Origin of the sequence: Photobacterium profundum (assembly GCF_003026285.1) — a bacterium.
GTDB classification, from domain to species: domain Bacteria; phylum Pseudomonadota; class Gammaproteobacteria; order Enterobacterales; family Vibrionaceae; genus Photobacterium; species Photobacterium profundum.
On record NZ_PYOD01000004.1, the window covers coordinates 356,278 to 375,982 of the forward strand.

General features: G+C 40.1%; 22 protein-coding genes. 10 read left to right on the forward strand and 12 right to left on the reverse strand.

Features of this window, described 5'->3' with window-relative positions; translation table 11 throughout:
- Nucleotides 1-11: 11 nt before the first annotated feature.
- Both C9J48_RS13665 and C9J48_RS13670 read right to left on the reverse strand, forming a co-directional pair.
- The gene (locus C9J48_RS13665) at nt 12-383 is read right to left on the reverse strand and encodes a hypothetical protein (protein ID WP_006230276.1); all 372 of its coding nucleotides are present in this window, start codon (nt 381-383) and stop codon (nt 12-14) included.
- Nucleotides 384-393: 10 nt separating this feature from the next.
- Nucleotides 394-699: a monooxygenase gene (locus tag C9J48_RS13670; protein ID WP_006230275.1), complete on the reverse strand. Its 306-nt coding sequence runs from the start codon at nt 697-699 to the stop codon at nt 394-396.
- 128 nt (nt 700-827) lie between these two features.
- Between C9J48_RS13670 and C9J48_RS13675 the strand changes: the two genes are divergently transcribed.
- The 5 genes from C9J48_RS13675 (at nt 828) to C9J48_RS13695 (ending at nt 5,504) form a co-directional block, all read left to right on the forward strand.
- Complete coding sequence (locus tag C9J48_RS13675; RefSeq protein ID WP_006230274.1) at nt 828-1,724, forward strand: LysR family transcriptional regulator; 897 nt, start codon at nt 828-830, stop codon at nt 1,722-1,724.
- A gap of 33 nt (nt 1,725-1,757) precedes the next feature.
- On the forward strand, nt 1,758-2,651 hold the full coding sequence (locus C9J48_RS13680) for a LysR family transcriptional regulator (protein WP_006230273.1): 894 nt from the start codon (nt 1,758-1,760) through the stop codon (nt 2,649-2,651).
- A 246-nt stretch (nt 2,652-2,897) separates the two neighbouring features.
- Complete coding sequence (locus C9J48_RS13685; RefSeq protein WP_006230272.1) at nt 2,898-3,950, forward strand: HlyD family secretion protein; 1,053 nt, start codon at nt 2,898-2,900, stop codon at nt 3,948-3,950.
- Between the two features lie 28 nt (nt 3,951-3,978).
- A complete protein-coding gene (locus C9J48_RS13690) occupies nt 3,979-5,010 on the forward strand; it encodes a DUF2955 domain-containing protein (protein WP_006230271.1) in 1,032 nt (343 codons plus the stop codon).
- Nucleotides 5,011-5,042: 32 nt separating this feature from the next.
- Nucleotides 5,043-5,504 (forward strand): MarR family winged helix-turn-helix transcriptional regulator, encoded by a 462-nt coding sequence (locus C9J48_RS13695; protein ID WP_006230270.1) that lies wholly within the window; start codon nt 5,043-5,045, stop codon nt 5,502-5,504.
- Between the two features lie 196 nt (nt 5,505-5,700).
- Here C9J48_RS13695 and C9J48_RS13700 read toward each other — a convergent pair whose 3' ends face one another.
- The 4 genes from C9J48_RS13700 to C9J48_RS13715 all read right to left on the reverse strand — a co-directional run bounded on the left by C9J48_RS13700 (nt 5,701) and on the right by C9J48_RS13715 (nt 8,038).
- Nucleotides 5,701-6,030 carry a hypothetical protein gene (locus C9J48_RS13700; RefSeq protein WP_006230269.1) on the reverse strand — a complete coding sequence of 110 codons (330 nt, stop codon included), beginning with the start codon at nt 6,028-6,030 and terminating at the stop codon, nt 5,701-5,703.
- Between the two features lie 125 nt (nt 6,031-6,155).
- Complete coding sequence (locus C9J48_RS13705; RefSeq protein WP_006230268.1) at nt 6,156-6,917, reverse strand: MBL fold metallo-hydrolase; 762 nt, start codon at nt 6,915-6,917, stop codon at nt 6,156-6,158.
- 224 nt (nt 6,918-7,141) lie between these two features.
- A complete protein-coding gene (locus tag C9J48_RS13710; protein WP_006230267.1) occupies nt 7,142-7,531 on the reverse strand; it encodes a VF530 family protein in 390 nt (129 codons plus the stop codon).
- A gap of 90 nt (nt 7,532-7,621) precedes the next feature.
- Nucleotides 7,622-8,038, reverse strand: a complete 417-nt coding sequence (locus tag C9J48_RS13715; protein ID WP_006230266.1) for a hypothetical protein — start codon at nt 8,036-8,038, stop codon at nt 7,622-7,624.
- A 449-nt stretch (nt 8,039-8,487) separates the two neighbouring features.
- Between C9J48_RS13715 and C9J48_RS13720 the strand changes: the two genes are divergently transcribed.
- Nucleotides 8,488-9,234 (forward strand): IclR family transcriptional regulator, encoded by a 747-nt coding sequence (locus C9J48_RS13720; protein ID WP_036803126.1) that lies wholly within the window; start codon nt 8,488-8,490, stop codon nt 9,232-9,234.
- Nucleotides 9,235-9,264: 30 nt separating this feature from the next.
- Nucleotides 9,265-10,251, forward strand: coding sequence for a formimidoylglutamase (locus C9J48_RS13725; protein ID WP_006230264.1), 987 nt, complete (start codon nt 9,265-9,267; stop codon nt 10,249-10,251).
- 158 nt (nt 10,252-10,409) lie between these two features.
- On the opposite strand, the gene C9J48_RS13730 is transcribed toward C9J48_RS13725, so the two are convergent.
- Nucleotides 10,410-10,892, reverse strand: coding sequence for a GreA/GreB family elongation factor (locus C9J48_RS13730; protein WP_036803124.1), 483 nt, complete (start codon nt 10,890-10,892; stop codon nt 10,410-10,412).
- Between the two features lie 86 nt (nt 10,893-10,978).
- Nucleotides 10,979-11,401 (reverse strand): PACE efflux transporter, encoded by a 423-nt coding sequence (locus tag C9J48_RS13735; RefSeq protein WP_006230262.1) that lies wholly within the window; start codon nt 11,399-11,401, stop codon nt 10,979-10,981.
- Between the two features lie 93 nt (nt 11,402-11,494).
- On the opposite strand from C9J48_RS13735, the gene C9J48_RS13740 reads away from it, so the two are divergent.
- Nucleotides 11,495-12,376 (forward strand): LysR family transcriptional regulator, encoded by an 882-nt coding sequence (locus tag C9J48_RS13740; protein ID WP_006230261.1) that lies wholly within the window; start codon nt 11,495-11,497, stop codon nt 12,374-12,376.
- A 41-nt stretch (nt 12,377-12,417) separates the two neighbouring features.
- Here C9J48_RS13740 and C9J48_RS13745 read toward each other — a convergent pair whose 3' ends face one another.
- From C9J48_RS13745 to C9J48_RS13755, 3 genes are all read right to left on the reverse strand, one after another.
- Nucleotides 12,418-13,512, reverse strand: coding sequence for a methyl-accepting chemotaxis protein (locus tag C9J48_RS13745; protein ID WP_006230260.1), 1,095 nt, complete (start codon nt 13,510-13,512; stop codon nt 12,418-12,420).
- Nucleotides 13,513-13,744: 232 nt separating this feature from the next.
- Complete coding sequence (locus tag C9J48_RS13750; RefSeq protein WP_006230259.1) at nt 13,745-14,713, reverse strand: nucleoside hydrolase; 969 nt, start codon at nt 14,711-14,713, stop codon at nt 13,745-13,747.
- 328 nt (nt 14,714-15,041) lie between these two features.
- Nucleotides 15,042-16,310: an O-acetylhomoserine aminocarboxypropyltransferase/cysteine synthase family protein gene (locus C9J48_RS13755; protein WP_006230258.1), complete on the reverse strand. Its 1,269-nt coding sequence runs from the start codon at nt 16,308-16,310 to the stop codon at nt 15,042-15,044.
- 264 nt (nt 16,311-16,574) lie between these two features.
- Here C9J48_RS13755 and C9J48_RS13760 point away from each other — a divergent pair, with 264 nt between their 5' ends.
- Both C9J48_RS13760 and C9J48_RS13765 read left to right on the forward strand, forming a co-directional pair.
- Nucleotides 16,575-16,832 carry an HP1242/YdcH family protein gene (locus tag C9J48_RS13760; RefSeq protein ID WP_006230257.1) on the forward strand — a complete coding sequence of 86 codons (258 nt, stop codon included), beginning with the start codon at nt 16,575-16,577 and terminating at the stop codon, nt 16,830-16,832.
- A gap of 235 nt (nt 16,833-17,067) precedes the next feature.
- Nucleotides 17,068-18,180, forward strand: coding sequence for an NADH:flavin oxidoreductase (locus C9J48_RS13765; RefSeq protein WP_006230256.1), 1,113 nt, complete (start codon nt 17,068-17,070; stop codon nt 18,178-18,180).
- Between the two features lie 262 nt (nt 18,181-18,442).
- On the opposite strand, the gene C9J48_RS13770 is transcribed toward C9J48_RS13765, so the two are convergent.
- Nucleotides 18,443-19,519, reverse strand: coding sequence for a PQQ-dependent sugar dehydrogenase (locus C9J48_RS13770; protein WP_006230255.1), 1,077 nt, complete (start codon nt 19,517-19,519; stop codon nt 18,443-18,445).
- Nucleotides 19,520-19,705: the final 186 nt, after the last annotated feature.

The window sequence follows — 19,705 nt, forward strand, 5'->3', positions numbered from 1 at the left end:
AGCGCTTAGCTTTACTGCTTTTTCAGTTGTAGAAAACTGAGTATTGCAAGCAATGTGAAGAAAACGGGATCACTCCAGCCAAAACCAACAAATATCCCTTTAACACCTGCATAGACGGTAATAATCACACCGAGAACATTGGTGATGATCAAAGCGATCAGCAGCTTCTTCGCGACCACCTTTTGCTCTATGTCTCTTAACATCAAGCTAATAGCGGCGATACCGCCCAGAAAGATGCTGGTATGTTGTGACAGGAAATATGCGTATTGGTCATTTAATTCTACGCCATACATAGGCCATATCAGATCAGGTATAAAGAACAGTGCTAGTGCGAATAGCAGGTATATACCACCATGTAGGGTTAAAAAGGATTTGTTATTCATGGTTTTATTCCTAGTTGATAGGGCCGTTATTGATTGCTGTTAGCGGTTGGTTGATGTCAAAAATATGTCCGCGAACTTCACCGACTCCCATTTGCTGTAAACGCGCGGTGTGCATTAGCAGGTATGCCTGTGCACTTGCTTCGTCTTCAAACAGATAGATGCCGCCACCCAACTTATCTTTGGCGCTTTCAGTCCAGATTTTCCAGATCATGCCTGGTTCTTGGTTAATTGATTCGGCAAGTTCAACTAAGGCATTTGCCATATCTTCACCAAATGGGCCGTTAAACTCGAAATCAACCTGTAGTAATTTTGTCATTGTTGTCTCTCCGTATTTTAGTCTGCCATCTTATCGGCGTTATTTTCTGCTGTTGGGTCTATTCTTACCTATAAAAAATAAACAGAAAAGTTCATAATATTGCCATTAACTGTGGAAAATTTAGACCGATGAGATTAAAGACAACGCTCGACCAGTGGCTGACACTGTATGAAATTGATCGCTCAGGCAGTATTCAGGCTGCAGCTGCGGTATTAAACAAAAGCCATACAACGCTGATATATGCGGTCAAAAAGCTTGAAGGGCAGCTGGGAATATCACTGATAGAAGTACAAGGGCGCAGAGCTGTACTGACAGAAGACGGTAAGTCATTATTGCGTCGTGCAAATACTTTGCTGGATCAAGCGCACGAGTTGGAAGTGATAAGTGAGCAACTATCGAAAGGGATTGAATCTGAGATCACTATTGCGGTCGATCACCTTTGCGATCAGGAATGGTTGTATCAGCCTATGGCGGAATACTTAGCGCAAAATAGCACTACGTCGATTCAGGTAGTGGAAACGTCACTGTCGAAAACCACAGAAATGGTTACCAGTGAACAAGCGGATATCGCTATTATTAATCTGCCTATTACTAATTACCCTGCAGAAGCTTTTGGTATTACAACTATGGTTCCTGTGGTTGCGGCACATCATCCGTTGGCGCAAAACCCCTCCCTTAGCCTTACTGATATGTCTGTAACCAGTCAAATTGTGATCAGGGATTTAGGCAGCGAAACAGACACAAGCAGCAAGCAAGATGTTGGTTGGCTCAAATCACAGCAACGTATTACTGTAGACAATTTCGATCATGCTTTTCGTGCCATTGAGCAAGGTGTAGGATTTTGTCGCTTACCTGAGCACATAGTGAAAAGTCGTGCGAATGATAAAATAGTGGTACTGAAGATTGAAAATGCTGAGCGCTACCAAGTTCCTTTGCACTTAACCTTACCCAAGGGAGTGAAAACTGGGCTAGCAGCAAAATGTTTTTATAATATGCTGCGAAATGCCGCCAGTAAAAGAATGTAATATCAGTCGTAACTCAAAATAGACGGTGAAGAAATGTATAGCTTTGAACAACTCAAAATCTTTGTAGCCGTGTGTGAGTGTGGTTCTTTTTCGGCAGCTGCTAGGCAGTTAAAGCGCGCACAATCGGGAGTAAGTCAGTCGGTATCTAACCTTGAAATTGCACTAAACCAACAGTTGTTTGACCGTAGCCGTAATATTCCAGTGCTTACTGTACAAGGCACGGCATTATTGCCAATTGCCAAATCTATCTTGCATCAACAGCTTCACTTTGATCAAAAGGTAGCATCGCTCGATCAGCAACATGAGCACGAATTAGTACTCGCCATTGAAGAAAGTTTAGTGGATGCAAAACTGTTAGAAAAGTTAAGTGAACTTGCCGATCAATTTCCTATCACCAATATTGAGATAGTCTCTGCTTCTACTTTTGATGTTGAAAAGATGGTGAGTGAAGGGATTGCACAAGTCGGTATTATTTATGCTGATGGAAAAATGCAAAACGAGATGGATTTTTTCACGCTGGGCTATAACCGCTTTATTACGGTTGTGTCACCCAGCCATCCGTTATCAAGCTTGAAAAGTGTGAAAGATACGGATTTAAGAAATTATCGTCAAATTGTACAGCGATCTTCTCAAGGGAAAGAGCTCTGGTTCAGCTATGGAATAAGCATTAAAGCCTGGTATGCGAGTAACCATTTAATGCTACTTCATCTTGCTAAGCAAGGTATCGGATGGGCAGTTATTCCTGAAAGCTTGGCTGCTTCTGCCATACGAGAAGGGAAGTTGGTTTCGCTAAACCTAGAATATGAACCGAATGGTTGGATCAACACAATAGATTGCATTACCTCGAGAAGACATCAATCTGGCCCTGTACTTCAAGCGGTGTGCTCAATGCTTAAAACGTACATGAAAGGCGAAATATTTATGTGATTGTCGGCATGATTGTGACTGTTTTTTTTAATTATTTTTCTTATAGGTTTAGAGTGATGGATATAACCATCACTTTGATTATTAACGTTTTACTTCATGATTCATTTTTCTATTTAATCCTACTCTCAATCCCATACTGCTTTGTTCATGGTTACTACTGGTGATTCTATTACCCATTATTGTTGCATCTGCAACAAAAAAGAGTACACTTTCCATATCGAAATATTGTTGTATAGGTAACAAAAAATGGAAAAAGATAAAATTTATCAATACGCCATCTATGTCGTTCTAAGTATCACCATTGGGTTTTCTGCTTTTCTTATCACTTCTGATAATGTTGCTCCTTTTACAACTCAAGCAAGTATGCAGAAAACGGTCGCAAATATTGCCCCAGAAGTAACTGGCGTTGTTACGAAGGTCAATGTTGAAAATGGTGAAACAGTAAAAGCGGGTGATGTTTTGTTTTCAATTGATAGCCGCAGTTATGAATTAGCGGTACGTCAATCACAAGCTGAGTTGCACCAAGTACAAGAATCGAATTCAGCAAAGTGGCAAGAACTGCAAGCGGCTAATCAAACATTAGCACAGCGAAATATCGAATGGCAGAACGCCAAAACGAAATTAAAGCGTTACCAATCGCTTTTATCTAAAGGTTTGATCACCCAGCAAGAATTTGATGATGTGCAAATGAATGACAGCGTTGCAGGAAGGGTTGTTCAGTCTGCGCGTGCTGATAGTTTACGTATTCAGGCAGAGCTTGCGACGGAAGATAATAATGCTGCGGTTGAATTGGCAAAAGCCAAGCTAGAACAAGCACAGTTAGATTTATCACATGCGGTTGTTGTAGCAAAAATTGATGGCACAGTGAGTAACTTACAGCTTCAAGCGGGTACTTATATGAATAAAGGTACTGTCGCCATGTTTTTAGTTAATGAAGCAAATAGCTGGTTAAAAGCCGATTTTAATGAAAAAGGCATTTCACACCTAATTGTTGGTACCCCTGTGCTCGTTGCTTTTGATGCAATGCCCGGCCAATTGTTTGAAGGGCAGGTTATTAACCGTGATAGTGCTATTTACGATGCATCTAGTCAGAACAGTATGTTATCAGACGTTACCAATGACAGCCGTTGGATTCGAGAGCAACAAAAAATTCGTACGCGTATTCAGGTTGATGGCGTCGACTCTGCGTTAATTTCAGGTTCTAAGGCAAGCGTTATTGTTAAAAATGGCAATGGCTTGATTGATGCAGTCGGTCATAGCTGGATTCAACTTGTCGCTTACTTTCGCTACATCTATTAATTGTAAAACGTGTGTTTAAGGGGATGTAATGCCAAAGATAATGATGCATTTGAGTGTTGCTGGTGGCTTTAGCGCCAGCACAAATGAAGCGCTTAGAATCGCCATTACCATTACTATTTGTATGCTGGCGGGTAAATTGTTGGATTTAGATTCAGCCGTATACCTTGCGTTATATCCATCAATTGTGATGACAAAAGCAAAAGACTATTCGTTTAAAGGGTTAGTTAAATTGTTCTCACCCACTTTTCTTGCTGCATCAACAGCGTTACTCGTTGTTGAAGTGTTCCAAGATCATCCTTTTATTGTGTGGACAATTAGCCTTATTTTTATCGATCAGTTACGACGTCGTGCAAATACACCTGCAAAGTTAGGTGGAATGTTAATGCCGACATTTAACTGGATTTTGGTTGTCGTATTTGCACAAACAACGACGATGGATATGCCTGATCGTATCCGAGAAATACTCTTATCCATGATCATTACGATTATCGTGACAAAAGCGATGATATGGATATTTCCCATGAAAAAAAGCAATAAGCCGCCAGTATTTACACCACAATATGTTACGTATCAAAACCGTTTGGTATCAATGGGGTTAATTGGCTGTGGCTTAGGCTTTTTAATGATTGTAGATTTGATCTCTGCCACTTTTTGCATGGTGCCTGTTATTGCAGCCGCCACGCAGTTTTCACGCAGTAAATTCATTGATGTTGTTGAACGTCGTTTCATCACTCAGGTTGGCGGTTGTGCTGTCGCGGCTATTTTCACGCTTTTAATGGCTGGGCATCAAAACATCATTGGGTATTACGCATTAGGATTAGGGTTAACCGTTTTTATTATCGCGAAATTAATGACAACCTCTGAAGGCGTATCAAGAGATATTCATGGTGATGCATTATTGGCCACTATGCTGCCTATTCAATTGTATATCGGAAATAATACCCTAGGTTTGGAAAGTACCTTCTTACGAGCATGGGAACTTACCGTAACTTTAGGTATATTATTTGTTGTTTATCAGCTTACAAAAACGCGCGTGAATCAAAATGCTTCGTTAGCATAACGTCGCAACACTTAATGATGTATGAGATTACCATGATCAAGCCAATTACCATGATTCCTGAGTTAGAGAACAACACATCTTTCATGCTGGGTTTAGCCTATAAACAGTTTAGAACCATTGCTAACCAAACATTGGCGGTAGAGTGTGATATCACATTGGAAATGTTGGGTGCATTGCGCGTACTGGCGCATTTGGGTGAAGTACCTCAGCAAGCATTAGCAGAAGCATTACGCCGTGAACGCTCGGTAACTAAGCGTTTAGTGGATAATTGCATTAAACGTGGTTTGGTTGAGGTGCATAAGAGTGAGCTGAATAAGAAAGCCCGTTACCTTGTATTAACGCCTAAAGGGATTGAAGTGAAAGACAAAGCACACCAGCAACTGAGTACGCTTGTCGACGATTTTTACTCACCGCTAACAAGGGAAGAACGAGGGTTGATTCTGTCTTTATGTAAGAAGCTTATTCGCGATGATATCTTTTTGACGGGGGAGTGACGTTTCCATCGCTTTGGTATAAATTAACCATGAGTTAAAGAAAAGGGGCAATATCCATCTGCCCAATGTGCTTTGTATGAATTAAATCATTAGTATTGCAAAAGCACTAAACATAAATAGAACTCCCAGCATTAAAAGAGCACTATCTACAAAAGAACGTTATTCATAAAGAACGCTATCAATTAAAAGCGTTGGGCTAATAAAGCGTAATATGCAGGGTACGTCGTATTGATTGGCAACGCTTTTTATCTAAAGGATCATTGAGGTAAATACCTTTATCTTCGGCACTTTTGCGATAAATAAGGGCTTTAGCTCGGTCGCCACTGTCTAAACGATCATATTCTTTTAATGTGCGAATTTTCAGCAAGTTGTATTTAGAAGAATCGCTAGAGTCGATATTTTTACAATATTCCATTGCACCAGCATTTGCACCTAGTTTTGCGGCATCACTGAATAGGGCTGCTTGAGATGAAAACGAACTTAATAAAAGCGCACTAAGACCAAGAATAGGAATATATTTTTTCATTTGATTCTCCGAAACATTAATTATCAGACAGGTGCAGTTTGCCCAATTCGGTGAACCTTTATTTACCTTTATACGCCATCTCACGAAAGAATAGATCAGTGATTTTGTACTTATCCAGAATAATATTACTCAACAGGGTATTTTAATTTTAGTGCTCGGCTTACTTTCATTTTTACCGATCGCCAGTGAGTTTTGGGTACTTTGGGGGCGCAATTCAATAAGTGTTGGAATTCTTGTTCTGAAGGTTGTACTTCACCACCATGAGCGAGAATAATGGAATCTGGCTTTAAGGCGATAATTTTATGTAATGAATTACGGTAACGATTAGGGTAAAAAACGGGGAAGGGCGGAATATAATTCCCTTTAACTTTTACCATTAAATCAGCCACATAAATACGGTTGCTTGGTACATGATGTAACGATATATCCCTGTCGGTATGGCCTTGAGTAGCAAGAGCGACCCAGTCAGGAAAGTTTGGCAAGGCATCACCATCATTAAGCTTATAGTCTGTTTTTAGCTTACTCGAATACCAGATATTGCGTCGCGGTTTCTTCATGCGCTTTGCCACCCATTTAGCAAGTAGCATGTCGGTTAAATGCATGAGTACCCCTTCAAACCCCTTATACCATTGACCTGGTACATTCGCTGCTGCAATTTTACAGCCTGTTAAAGTGCGTAATTTATGCGCCGCCCCTGCATGATCAGGGTGCATGTGGGTAACAATGATCAGGTTAAGATCGCTCATTGGTCTTTGTAGTATTCTTATAATAAAGTGTTTTAAAACAGGTATATCTGCTCGGCTACAGCCATCGAGTAAGAGAAGTTTATCTTGGTATTCAACTAAATAAATGGATTGAATATAACCGTCTAATTTATGTAGTTTCATCGTAAAAGGGGCACACTCTAGGTTTATTATTAGTTGAACATTGATAATAGCCCTAAGATCGCATAATGCCCAACTCATCTGACCATTAAGCTATTTGATGATTGCAAATAGTACCGATTGGACTCGAGACTGAAGAGGTAAAAATAAGGAGGGAGGGGAAAATAACGCCAACCAGATGGTCAGCGTATTTTAAAGTCTTGAGTACTTAGCGTAATCAGATCAATCTATCGACGTCGAGGTCCACGTGATCTTTCTTTATGGGCAGAAGCCGCTTTTGCTTGAGAAAGCTCAATCGATTCAACAGTCAACACCATTGGCTCTCGTGGCAAGATGCCTACTGCAAAAGTACGCTTACGAGGCGGTAATGAAAACTCTGCTTCGCTTGCTCTTGGCATACGCTTAAAGCGAGATAGATAAAAGTTTTCTAACTTCTCTCTAGCCCATTCTGTTTTACGAAAGAATTTAACGCAACCTTCTAGGGTTGGGTTGGTGTTAAAGCAGTGAAAACGCATAGCAGTTCCAAGGATCTCCCAGCCATAAAAGTCGATAAGTTCTGTTAGTAAAACCTCTAACTTAAGGCCATGTAACGGGTTGTTTTGTTGTTCTTCTATCATTGCGATTCCTAAAACGGGTATTTATAGCGTGATCTCCGTCTATTATACTGTGTACTTGGGTTGAATGAATACAATTTAATCCACTATTCATCAGCAATCGCTATCTACTAATTTCACTTCATACGTACCTGTTACCCGCATATCGCTATAAGTAATATAACAGCGGCTTTTTTGCTTAAACGATAAAGTAGCCGTACGCCCATTCTCGTCCGTACCGTTGTTTGATAAATTTAGCGATTCATCAATATCAAACGCCCTTTTTATATTATCGATATGGGCTGTAGGGTAACCACCGCAGGTATAGATGTCCTCTATGTAAACAAAGCAGCTAGAGTCGACACCACGGAGCAATGACTTTGTATAAACTATCCCAGACATAGTGTGCATAGTAGAAACAATTGTTTTTAATGCCGCACGCCTAGTATCAGACTGAAAATTGAGCATTTTTATATAGGCAGTAATAGAGACTATTGCTAAAACGATAATGACGATAATTAACCTGAGCATGTATATCCCTTATTGAAATGGTGAAAGCCATTCCAGCGTCTTATTTTAATATTTGTTATTAACGTTATTGTTATTAAATAATTAATCACAGTAGTTACAATAGAGGTCCGTCAAGTATTTGACGATAATAGCATAAGATGAACAATGTACAATTATTTTAACGTATAGCAGTTAATATATTTATTGTTCAATTTCAATGGTTGAAATAATAATTCATCATTGCGAGGATTATTTGAATAGTCATGCGATTACTTATGTGTTTACTGGTATAAAAAATATTCGTGGATGTAATGATATTATCGAGTCAACCGACCTGCTTTTTGACCATTCCCATATCTTGTTAGTTCATATGGATTCTCATAAACTGAGATTATATGGAATTAATAACATTAAAATTCTCACTGAGTGAGAATTGTGTTTGTGTTTTGTTTTAAAGAGGATTAAAAATGTTGGAGAAGACAACATTGAGTGGAAATCTCTTGAGCCCAAACCAACGGTTATTACAAATTTTACTGACGATCTCCTCATCTTCAGCGCCGTTATCAGCACAGATGATCAGTGAACAGACAGATACGCCGGTTAGCTCGGTATATCGATATATTGCGACGCTGCGTGAATGGAACTTTATTGAAGAACAACCGAGTGGTAAGCGTTATACGGTTGGTCCTGCTGCACTGCAACTCATGCGTAACTTTCACACGTTTTCGCCCTTGTCGGAAGGTGTTAGACCTGTACTAAAGCGCTTACAAGATCAAACTGGCGAGATGTCGGCCTATATGGTGCCCGTTGGGTTTAATGCTTTATGTGTCGAAATGGTAGATAGCCCTTATGCGTTAAGGTGTAGTTACCAGCAAGGCCAAAGCCAGCCGCTTATTTTAGGCGCTTCATCAAAAGTGATATTAGCGCAATTTAATGAGAAGCGATTACTTAGTACGTTAACGCATTTCGGCATTGCGGATGAGCATGAAAAAGCAAAGTGGTTTAATGAGTTGCGGTGTATTAAAAAAGAAGGTTATGCGTTAAGTACGTCTGAATTTGATCTGGGTGTATCCAGTGTGAGTGCTCCTGTGTTTTTGAATAAAAAAGTGGTGGGTGCGATTAGTGTAATGGCACCTACAGAACGCATTAATAATAAAAAAAACAGCATCGTATTTGCTGTATTACAAGCTGCTCGAATGCTGCCTCCTGAATGGTAATGCAATAGTCCGGCTATATTAGGAGGCACAATGTTTTTTAAACAGTTAAATCAGTGGTTTGTTCGAGTTATTCCTAATAGCTACCATAACTCAACATCTTTCCGTTCTTACACTGAACAGTCTCAGGTTGGGGCGGTGTTGTTTGGTGTCGCTTCAGACTTGAGTCTTGGTCGTTTTCGTGGCCGTTTAAGTGACAGTGATGGACCTGAAAGCATCTGCCGGGCACTAAAGAAAGAGTATAAAGGTTCACCTTCTTTTCCATTGTATGATGCGGGCATAATTGATGAACTAGATGGGCTTGAATTTAATGAATTACAAGCTTTGCAATATCAGAAAATAGTCGGTTTTTTCGAGAAAGGGCATTTCCCTGTCGTATTAGGTGGTGGGCATGAAATATCTATTTCTAGTTATCAAGCACTGTCTGATTACGTTAATCAACCAAAACATATTGCACATCAGGTTCATGATAATAATGAAGAGAAAGGGCGCCAGGCTCGAGTAGGGGTTATTAATTTCGATGCACATTTCGAATTACGACCAACATTATCACCAAAAGTCGGATCCGTATTCCATTCTATTGCGAGTTACTGTACAGAACATCATCGTCCTTTTCATTATTTAGGCTTAGGTATATGCAATCGAACTAATTCACAATCATCATTTGAATATGCTGAGCAATTAGGTTGCCATTGGCTATTAGATAAAGAAATGACGATGCGGAATAAAAAGATTGTGCAGAACAAAATTGATCGTTTCTTGAGCGAGGTTGATTATATACATATTAGTTTTGATCTGTCGGTTTTTTCTGCAACTGTCGCTTCAGGTGTTAATTTGTCGCGGGTTCAAGGGGTTGAGTGGTCTATTATTGAGTATGCGCTTAAGCGAATTATCAGCAGCGGAAAAGTGAAAATATTAGACGTTGTTGAATTAAATCCAGAGTTTGATTACGAGGATCAAACGGCACGCATAGCGGCAAAAGTAGTGAGTACCGTTATAAGCAAACAAGCCATGTTGTGATAAATGAAAATCTATGACTTATCTGATTATTAAAAGGTGTAGATGTAGTTTGAGAATATATTCACCGATACAGCACAAACACATTTCATCGGCATCGGCTGATGAAGTGTGTTTGAAAATCGCGATTGCTAGCACACGAGCGGTGAAGGCAAGATCAATCAGCTAATTAGTGCAATTTCATAATTGATGATTTGATTGCCAATATGCACATCGACGTCGTCGTGTAATTCTCGCCCAATTAACGCTTCCCCTAACGGAGATGTAGGGGTAACAACAATAATATCTTTTTCATCAAAGCGAACTTTTAAACCGCCAGCAGATGGAGCAAAAAAGACGTATTTGTTGTTATCATCTTCATCGATAAGTTGTATTAAACACCCTAAAGTGACAACTTTCTTTTCTGTATCATCTGCTATATTAAGCTTCTTGAAGGCAAGAATATCGGCTTCACATTCTGCTACTCGTTGAGCTTGACCATGCGCTAAATACGATGCTTCTAACGCTAATGTGTCATATTGATTTTCAGCCACATTTTCATCATTCGTTGCCGTATTGTAAGCACGCAATGCCGCTTCAACAGCACCTTGATGCGTTTCCTCTAATGCGGAAATCATCTGTTCGAGTAACAAGGTTTTATCCATACCTACACGTTTAACCATTTTGGATATAAGTAAAGGCTATATCCTAGATAGTCAAACGTGACGAGTAAAGAATAAGCGTATAAATATTACGATGCGGCAACCATTGGAATGAATCGTGAGCGGATAGTGTCGTAACACCAGTTATACACAATAGCATAAACAAGAAAAAAGATGACCACGCCAGCATCCATTATTAATACCGTCCAAAAATCGAGCTGCAGTACCCACATCATCAGCGGAAAACTAACAAAGACTAAGCCCAATTCGAAACCAAGACCATGACCAATTCGCATCTTTAATCCGCGAGATGCACGGTTTTCACCGTACACACGGTCAAAAATAAGGTTGTAGATATAGTTCCAAGTCATTGCGATCATAGAAAGCCCGATGGCTAAACCAGCAACAGATTTAGTGTCTGCTGTCGTTACAAAAGATGCGGCTACCATGAAACAAAGTAGTGCAATTATTTCGAATAATACACTATGGAAAATACGTTCTTTAAATGACATTTGAAACCTTCTATACATTATGGGTAAATCATGTGGTATATAATCATCAATAAATAAGATGATTGATAGTTAGTTATTATCAGGAAAAGTGATATGTTGAATTTAGAACAGCTAAGAATGTTTGTGGTTACAGCACAGTTGGGTTCATTTTCAGCTTGCGCGCGTAAACTTGGGAAGGTGCAATCAGCAGTTAGCCAAGGAATAGCAACACTAGAAATTGATTTAGATACGCAACTCTTTGACCGTAGCACCCGCAAGCCATCACTGACGCCTGAGGGGCAACGTTTATTATCATTCGCACAGGCTATTTTGCAGCAAACGAATGAATTAGAAAATGCGGCAAATGCGTTGAATAAAAACAATGAAACCCAATTAAAATTAGCGGTAGACGATGCATTATTATTGCCTGCGTTATGGCAAATTTTGTCTGACTTTTCGGTATTATTTCCTGCCACTATCTTAGATTTTTATACTGTTTCTACGCCTGATGTATATGCATTGGTGCATTCGGGCAGGGCAGATATAGGGTTAATGTTCGCAAACAGTGGTTTCCCTCAAGATGTTGATCTTTGTTACGTGGGTAGCTTGCCTTTTCATGGTGTTGTTAGCCCTTCGCACCCTTTAGCTTTGTTAGAAACTGTAAAAGCGGCTGATTTAATCCCTTACCGTCAGTTGTTGATTAAAGGTATTGAGGGGCAAGAATTGTCTCATTTTCCTATGATTTCGGCGCACTTATGGTGGGGTAATACATTTAATGGGGTAAATCAGTTAGTTAAAAATGGTATCGGGTGGGGGTATATTCCTAGCCATATGTCTGATGAGGGAGTAGCAGAGGGGAAGATGGCTCGGTTGAATTTAAGCTTCGACCATAAACCTTGGCGCGTTCCCATTGATCGTGTGATGTCGAAGAAAAAAGCCAAAGGCCCTGCTTTAACGTGGCTAGCCGATGCGCTAACCTGTTTACTTGAAGAATAGGGAAGGCTACTTATGTAGCCTTAATCGATTTACTTAAGGGGCTAGTGCTTATATTTAATTACATCATCTAAAAGACGAGCAATGTTTGCTGCAACCTGTTCACTGGCATCTTCCATTGCGTTAATGTGAGTTATCAGTGTTTTTTGGTCGTCTTTTACCCCTGCCTCAAGCGCATAACGTCCAGAATCGTGGACTAATTTATGTGGACCATCTATGTAGCTAAAATGTGGTAAATGGCTATAGTGTTTCGCGCCATCACCCTCAAAATACCACTTGCCTAATCGACATTCTGTATGCGCGTTGACAGCTGCATTAAAGTTCCGTTTTTCAATAATGCTGTACACATTATTCTTCCATACGGCGTGATCTAATTTTACGGTATCAAGAAAAGCGCGGGCTGTGGCAATTCTGATGACTTCCTGCATATGTTGTGATTTTGAAAGTACATTCGTTACGACAGCATCAATTTGTTCTGATGATGCTGACACTTCTTCTGCGCATTGTTGATTTTCTGTAATCGTAGCTTTAATGTCATTTGTTTGGCTCAATACTTGGTTAACTAAGTGCTCGATTTTTCCACTGGCATCATGCGCTTTTCCTGCTAATGCACGAACTTCGTCGGCGACAACAGCAAAACCTCTACCTGCTTCACCAGCTCGTGCTGCTTCAATGGCAGCGTTTAGTGCGAGTAGGTTTGTTTGAGCTGATATTTCTTGAATTGTTAATACCAGTTGCCCGATAGATGCGGCCGTTGTATCAAGCGTTGCGACAGCTTTCATACTGTTACTGGCTTGCGTACTTATTTTTTCAGCACGGTTTTCTAATCGAGAAAGCGCGGCATGAGTTTGTGTAAACATTTCATCAAGTTGTTTGAGTTCTTCGTTTTCCTCAACTAAATTTTCTGCACTGCTGGCTAACCCTTGTCGAATGGTTTCAAGCAGTGAACCACCACGTAAATGGCTCGACATAACAGCGGTATCGAGCTGATTGTGTTGCTGTGATTGTTGAGTTTCATTTCGACTTATATTCAGTTGTTCGGTAAGTGAGTATATTTCTGATTGATGCTGTTCGTTTTGAGTAATAAGCTTTTGCTTTAAAAGCGTATTTTCATTTTTGAGCTGACGATTAAAAAACATATATTTTCCAACTTAATGTCTTTAGATAATTATTATTGTTTTGATTGGATAATTATCCCACTAAAGAGGTATTTTTTAATATTGAGTGTCTAAAAGTGCAGGCAGTGTTGCATAAAAATAAGGTGTATATACCCGATATAATCAGCAGTGATGAAAGGCTTTATTGTATTGGTAAAAGGAATAAGCTAATCATTCGATCGATGATCAGCTTAGATTAGCTTATTATAACGCTTTATTGTTGGCTGTATGTGATTAAGCTTTCACGATACAGTTTTAAAAGCGCTTGATCGTTAACGGCAATGCCCACCTTTTGATTCGGCATTGATGACCATTCATCATTCATATATTTACGGTTATCAAATTTTTGAATTGTCATGCCTTCAGCAGGTCCATCTGTTACAACTCGCACAGCGCCTTTACGTAATGTAAATAATTCGGGATCGATGACATACGCGATGGCAGAAGGATCGTGAACATGGCAACCATTGAGCCCAACTTTTTGAGAGTAGAAACGTAAATAATAACGGCTTACATCCCAAATAAATTGACCCACTTCGCCGGCATCATCACGTAGTTCATTGAGATATTGACCAGTGAAAAAGCTTTGTTCAGTAACATCTAAACCAATAATAACGACTGGCCATGAGGCGCAAAATACAATATCGGCCGCATGGGGATCATCATGGATATTGGCTTCAGCATACGGAGTAACATTGCCACGGTGATCATTCATTCCAAATGCACCACCCATTACGACAACTTCTTTGACTAAGTCTGCAATCTCGGGTGCAGCTTCAAGTGCTAGGGCAATGTTGGTTAATGGACCCACGGTGACTAATGTAATTTCGCCGGGGTTAGCTTTAGCTGTGTCGATTATGTATTGGTAAGCAGGGCGAGGGTCTGCTTGCTCTGTAATGTCATCAGGTGCGGTGAGGTCGCCAAATCCAGTTTCACCGTGTACAACAACGGTTGCGCCAACAGGTGGGCGATGAAGCGGCTTACTTGCCCCTTTTGCGATATCTGCTGTGAAATTGAATTTCTGTTTTAAATAAAGCGCATTACGGGTGGCATTGTCGATAGTTGCATTGCCATAAACTGTTGTAATTGCAATTAAATCTAATGATGGGTGTGCTTCGGCAAATAAGATTGCCATTGCATCATCAATTCCAGGATCGGTATCTAAAATAATTTTTGTTGTCATGTACTCGTTACCTAGCTTTTTACAGAATAACTATTAAAACAAACCTTTTGTTATCAATGGAGATATAACAAAAGTGTCAATAAATGATGTGCCTTATAGTAACGATATTGTGGTGTGTTCCTGTGATTGTTATCACAATCAGTGCAACTCAAATTTTTACGAATACCATCGAGTCTTAGCTAGTTTAGAAGCCGCAGTGTCATCGGCGATATTTGAATACTAGATATAGGATCTGTACCTGTCTATTTCTGAGTAAAATAAAACAGAAAGCCTACCAGCGGCAGGCCTTTATTTATGGAGTATCGAATAGCAGTTAAGCTAAATCGATTTATGCATTAAGTGCCTGTTCTAAATCAGCAAGAATATCATCGATATGTTCTATACCGACAGATAGACGGATCATTTCAGGGGATACGCCCGCTTGCTTTTGTTCTTGCTCACTGAGTTGTCTGTGTGTTGTTGATGCAGGGTGACAGGCTAAAGATTTTGCATCCCCGATGTTGACCAATCGTTTGAAGATATTCAGTGCATCATAAAAACGAACGCCAGCCTCATACCCATCTTTTAGTCCAAAAGAGAGGATCGCAGATGGCTGACCTTTCATGTACTTTTTAGCTAAAGAATAATGCTTTGAATCAGGAAGGCCTGCATAATTAACCCACTCCACTTTATCGTGCTGATTGAGGTATTCTGCGACTTTAAGGGCATTCTCGGTATGTCTTTCCATTCGAAGCGATAAGGTTTCTAAGCCTTGTATTAGCATAAATGCATTCATAGGGGATAGAGCAGAGCCAGTATTGCGTAATGGTACCGTGCGCGCTCGCCCGATGAAGGCTGCTTCACCAAATGCTTCAGTGTATACCACGCCGTGATAAGACGGTTCGGGTTGGTTAAAAACAGGGAAACGATCTTTGTGCTCAGCCCAAGGGAATTTACCTGAGTCGATAATCATGCCACCGAGTGTTGTTCCGTGGCCCCCGACGTATTTTGTTAAAGAATGCACAACGATATCAGCGCCAAATTCGATAGGTTTACATAGTACGGGGGTTGCGACGGTGTTATCGACAATAACAGGTACACCTTGCGCATGAGCAAGCTCTGCTACTCGCTCTAAATCAATAATGTTACCCGCGGGGTTGCCAATACTTTCGCAGAATATCGCTTTGGTTTTTTCATCGATAAGTTCAGCTAAGCTTTCTGGTTTATCGTCTTTCGCGAAGCGTACTTCAATACCTTGATTTGGCAACATATGAGCAAACAAGGTGTAAGAGCCACCGTAAAGCTGTGGTGTCGCAACGATATTATCGCCAATTTGTGCCAACGTTAGAATGGCATAATTGATGGCTGCACTACCTGCACTTACCGCTAATCCAGCAATGCCTCCTTCTAGTGCTGCCATACGCTTTTCCAGCACATCGTTGGTTGGGTTCATAATACGAGTATAAATGTTCCCTGGTACTTCTAGATTAAAAAGGTCAGCACCGTGTTGAGCGTTATCAAACTCATAAGCGACAGTTTGGTAAATTGGCGTTGCGACAGATTTAGTTGTTGGGTCGGTTTCATAACCAAAGTGGATCGAGAGTGTTTCGTCTTTCATTGTTCTTCCTTGAATATATTGAATGGACAATTTTTTATTATGCCAAGTTTTTTAGATAAAAACTGATAGAAAGGGAGTTTTTGCTACCTTAATGAAGAGCAAATTGATTTTCTTAAATAAGCGCCTTGCTAATTACCTTTGTTGGTAATACTGCGTGAGATACTTTCGCTTACTGCTTACTTGATTGCTTTGTGTTTTACGCCACATTTCTTTCAACAAATTACTTCTATACTAATGAGTAATCCGACAGAAGAGGGAATGCCGATGCTAAATGAAAATCATGCTTTTATCTTAGATTTTCCTGAACTTACAGCAGACATTGTTCAGCTCAACCACGATGATCCAACATTCAAAGCCGATCTTCAGCAGTATCATCAACTGGATTACGATATCCGCCAGCTGGAGATATCAGGTAGTCCGATTGATGATGACAACATGAATGACCTAAAGCTTAAGCGTGTGGAATTAAAAGACATGTTATATAAGCAACTCACCAAGCATCATGAGCAAGCAAGTAATTAACCCATTTGAACATACAAAGTGTTTGTGCCGTCAATACTTGTCTTGATGGCACAATATTAATCCAGATTAAGGATCTTGCTCTAGAAAAATGAGATATTGTCGGTAATATTTACTATTGCTCATCGCACATAAAAAATGCACAGAAAGAACAGCCATGCTTATTGTATGGCTGTTCTTTTTTATTCCGTTATAAAGCAGATGAATAAGACGAAAAACGATTTTTAGAGGATTGGACTTGAGCACTTTGTTTACAGAAACCCGTATTGGCAACATGACGTTAAAAAACCGATTTATTCGAAGCGCTACGTGGGAAAATATGGCAACAGAAGATGGCCATATGACGGATAAATTATACGCTATCTATGAAGAGCTTGCTAAAGGGGAAGTGGGCCTAATTGTAACGGGTTATGCGAATATTGTAGAAGAAGAGAAGCCAAATGCAGGCATGATGGGAATGTACAATGATTCCTTTATCGATGAATACAAAAAGCTGACCGAGTTAGTCCACATTAATGATTCTAAAATAGTGATGCAGCTTGCTTATGGTGGCACAAAAACCACGCATAATGTTGGTGAAAGGGTGATCTATGCGCCGAGTGAAGTGTGCGAAAAAGGCACAAAAACATTAGGCAAAGCGATGACTAAGGATGAGATAGATTACATCATTCAGGCATTTGCTCACGCAAGCCGAAGAGCCCAAGAATCAGGTTTTGATGGGGTCGAAATACACGCAGCACATACCTATTTAATTAATCAGTTTTTAAGCCCTTATTACAATCGAAGGGAAGATCAATATGGTGGCAGCCTAGATAATCGAATGAGATTGTTATTAGAGATCTATGTTGAAATAAGAAAGCTTGTCGGTGATGAGTATCCAATATTAGTCAAATTGACGGCATCTGAGTTTTTTGCGGGTGGCTTAACTTTTGATGAAACACGTATCGTTTGTCAAAAATTAGAAGCGATCGGCGTTGATGCAATCATCATCTCAGGTAATATCCATGGTAAGGCTAATACCATGATTGGTGAGGCTTTTGATGGATATACCATTCAACAAGAAGGCTATTTTCATGAATATGGGCATGTTATTAGCGAAGAGGTGAATGTACCCGTTATTACCGTTGGCGGATTAACGGATATTGATGCGATAGAAGAGATTGCGAATAATACCAATATTCAATACTTTGCCCTCTCTCGACCTTTGCTGTCTGAACCGCATTTAATTAAGCGTTGGAAAGAAGGTAACAGAACGCCAGTTGAGTGTGAAAGGTGTTCAAAATGTCGCACAAGACGTGGCAATTTCTGTGTTGTTAATAAGAAAAGAAAATCGCAATTAGCTCGCTTATAAATAAGCAGTGACACATTTCTGTTTAGAACCGAGTCAGTAATACCAATATTGATAAGTAAATGGTCATAAATTTGTGCAGGAAAAATGGGTAAGAACAAGGCAGAAATTGAAGTAACTAGTGGTTCTAATTATAAAATTTCTAACGACGTTATTAGCTATTTTAACCAACAAGAATGAACAGATACTTATTTAGCTTGGTATAAATCATTGCTGACTCATTCCCATTAGTATCGAAAGGTTGAGGTCACGATTTCGACCTCATTTATCGCTTGAGCTTGTAAAGGTTACCATTATCTGTACTGAAGAAGATCTCCCCTTCAGGTGATACTTCAATGTCTCTGATACGTTCGCCGAGATCTGAAAGGATCCGATCTTCAGCAATAGCTTTACCCTCGTTATTAAGGGTGACTATATTAATGTGGGTTAACTTTAGCGCCCCCGATAATAATTTCCCTTTTAACTCTGGAAATCTTTCGCCTCGATACAATACCAAACTGCCAGGAGCGATCGAGGGTATGTAAACCTTAACTGGCGATTCGATGCCTTCTCTTTCAGTGGCTTCGCCTACACTGACTGGTCCCCAATATTCTTTACCGTGAGAAGTAATAGGCCAGCCATAATTAGATCCTTTTTTGATTAAGTTAATTTCATCACCTCCACGCGGCCCGTGCTCAATTGACCAAAGTCTCTGACTCTTATGATCAAAGAATAAGCCCTGAGGGTTTCGATGCCCGTAGCTCCATATCTCATCCAATATCGCTTTGTTGTTTACATAGGGGTTGTCTTTAGGTGTGCTGCCGTCTGGATTCAAGCGTAAGATTGAGCCTGCATGATTCATGGTGTTCTGACCATTTTCTCGCTCGCCACGGTCACCTATCGAGAAATAGAGGCTGTTATTATCAAACGTAATTCGACTGCCGAAATGCCTGCTAGTATCGGTTTGGGAGATTGAAACAAAGACATCCTCCCAACCTGAGAGTGCCTCGTTACGGTACTTCGCCGATGCAAGCGTTGTGACGCCTTTCCCATTGATGCTTTTACTGTAAGTAACGTATATTTTGGTTTCATCGAAAGGGGAGAGAGTAACATCAAGAAGCCCACCTTGCCCTTTAACCCAAACGTTTGGAATCTCAGCCAAAGTCTGATGCTTACCTGTTACTAGATTGATGTGTTTAATTGCTCCATTTCTCTCTGTGATGAGCATAGTGCTGTCGTCAATGTAGGCCAATCCCCATGGTACGTTTAACCCACTGGTCACTTTTTCGGCTTCATATGCATGAGCGGTATTCACAGCCAAAAGGGTAAGTATTAACCCACGTATTCGTTGGGGTATTTTCATCGACTTGCCTACCTTCTTGTATTGGTTTTCTTGAAGTTTAGCGTTTTGATAGCGATGCCGTAGAGAATGTTTTCTAAATTGTAATTTAATCGGCCCCTAATTAAAAAGTGCACGAATAAACCTTAAGGTAAAATAAAAAATCGCTTTACCAAAACTGTACCGTACAGTACAGTTTGTGGCAGGTCA

Bases quoted from the DNA above. Each gene is read 5' to 3' on its own strand.
- C9J48_RS13690 (WP_006230271.1), top strand. From the start codon at position 3,979: ATGCCAAAGATAATGATGCATTTGAGTGTTGCTGGTGGCTTTAGCGCC.
- C9J48_RS13735 (WP_006230262.1), bottom strand. From the start codon at position 11,401: ATGTCATTTAAAGAACGTATTTTCCATAGTGTATTATTCGAAATAATT.
- C9J48_RS13680 (WP_006230273.1), top strand. From the start codon at position 1,758: ATGTATAGCTTTGAACAACTCAAAATCTTTGTAGCCGTGTGTGAGTGT.
- C9J48_RS13705 (WP_006230268.1), bottom strand. From the start codon at position 6,917: ATGAAACTACATAAATTAGACGGTTATATTCAATCCATTTATTTAGTT.
- C9J48_RS13715 (WP_006230266.1), bottom strand. From the start codon at position 8,038: ATGCTCAGGTTAATTATCGTCATTATCGTTTTAGCAATAGTCTCTATT.
- C9J48_RS13740 (WP_006230261.1), top strand. From the start codon at position 11,495: ATGTTGAATTTAGAACAGCTAAGAATGTTTGTGGTTACAGCACAGTTG.
- C9J48_RS13745 (WP_006230260.1), bottom strand. From the start codon at position 13,512: ATGTTTTTTAATCGTCAGCTCAAAAATGAAAATACGCTTTTAAAGCAA.
- C9J48_RS13750 (WP_006230259.1), bottom strand. From the start codon at position 14,713: ATGACAACAAAAATTATTTTAGATACCGATCCTGGAATTGATGATGCA.
- C9J48_RS13770 (WP_006230255.1), bottom strand. From the start codon at position 19,519: ATGAAAATACCCCAACGAATACGTGGGTTAATACTTACCCTTTTGGCT.
- C9J48_RS13675 (WP_006230274.1), top strand. From the start codon at position 828: ATGAGATTAAAGACAACGCTCGACCAGTGGCTGACACTGTATGAAATT.
- C9J48_RS13755 (WP_006230258.1), bottom strand. From the start codon at position 16,310: ATGAAAGACGAAACACTCTCGATCCACTTTGGTTATGAAACCGACCCA.
- C9J48_RS13725 (WP_006230264.1), top strand. From the start codon at position 9,265: ATGTTTTTTAAACAGTTAAATCAGTGGTTTGTTCGAGTTATTCCTAAT.
- C9J48_RS13685 (WP_006230272.1), top strand. From the start codon at position 2,898: ATGGAAAAAGATAAAATTTATCAATACGCCATCTATGTCGTTCTAAGT.
- C9J48_RS13665 (WP_006230276.1), bottom strand. From the start codon at position 383: ATGAATAACAAATCCTTTTTAACCCTACATGGTGGTATATACCTGCTA.
- C9J48_RS13670 (WP_006230275.1), bottom strand. From the start codon at position 699: ATGACAAAATTACTACAGGTTGATTTCGAGTTTAACGGCCCATTTGGT.
- C9J48_RS13710 (WP_006230267.1), bottom strand. From the start codon at position 7,531: ATGATAGAAGAACAACAAAACAACCCGTTACATGGCCTTAAGTTAGAG.
- C9J48_RS13695 (WP_006230270.1), top strand. From the start codon at position 5,043: ATGATCAAGCCAATTACCATGATTCCTGAGTTAGAGAACAACACATCT.
- C9J48_RS13760 (WP_006230257.1), top strand. From the start codon at position 16,575: ATGCTAAATGAAAATCATGCTTTTATCTTAGATTTTCCTGAACTTACA.
- C9J48_RS13700 (WP_006230269.1), bottom strand. From the start codon at position 6,030: ATGAAAAAATATATTCCTATTCTTGGTCTTAGTGCGCTTTTATTAAGT.
- C9J48_RS13730 (WP_036803124.1), bottom strand. From the start codon at position 10,892: ATGGATAAAACCTTGTTACTCGAACAGATGATTTCCGCATTAGAGGAA.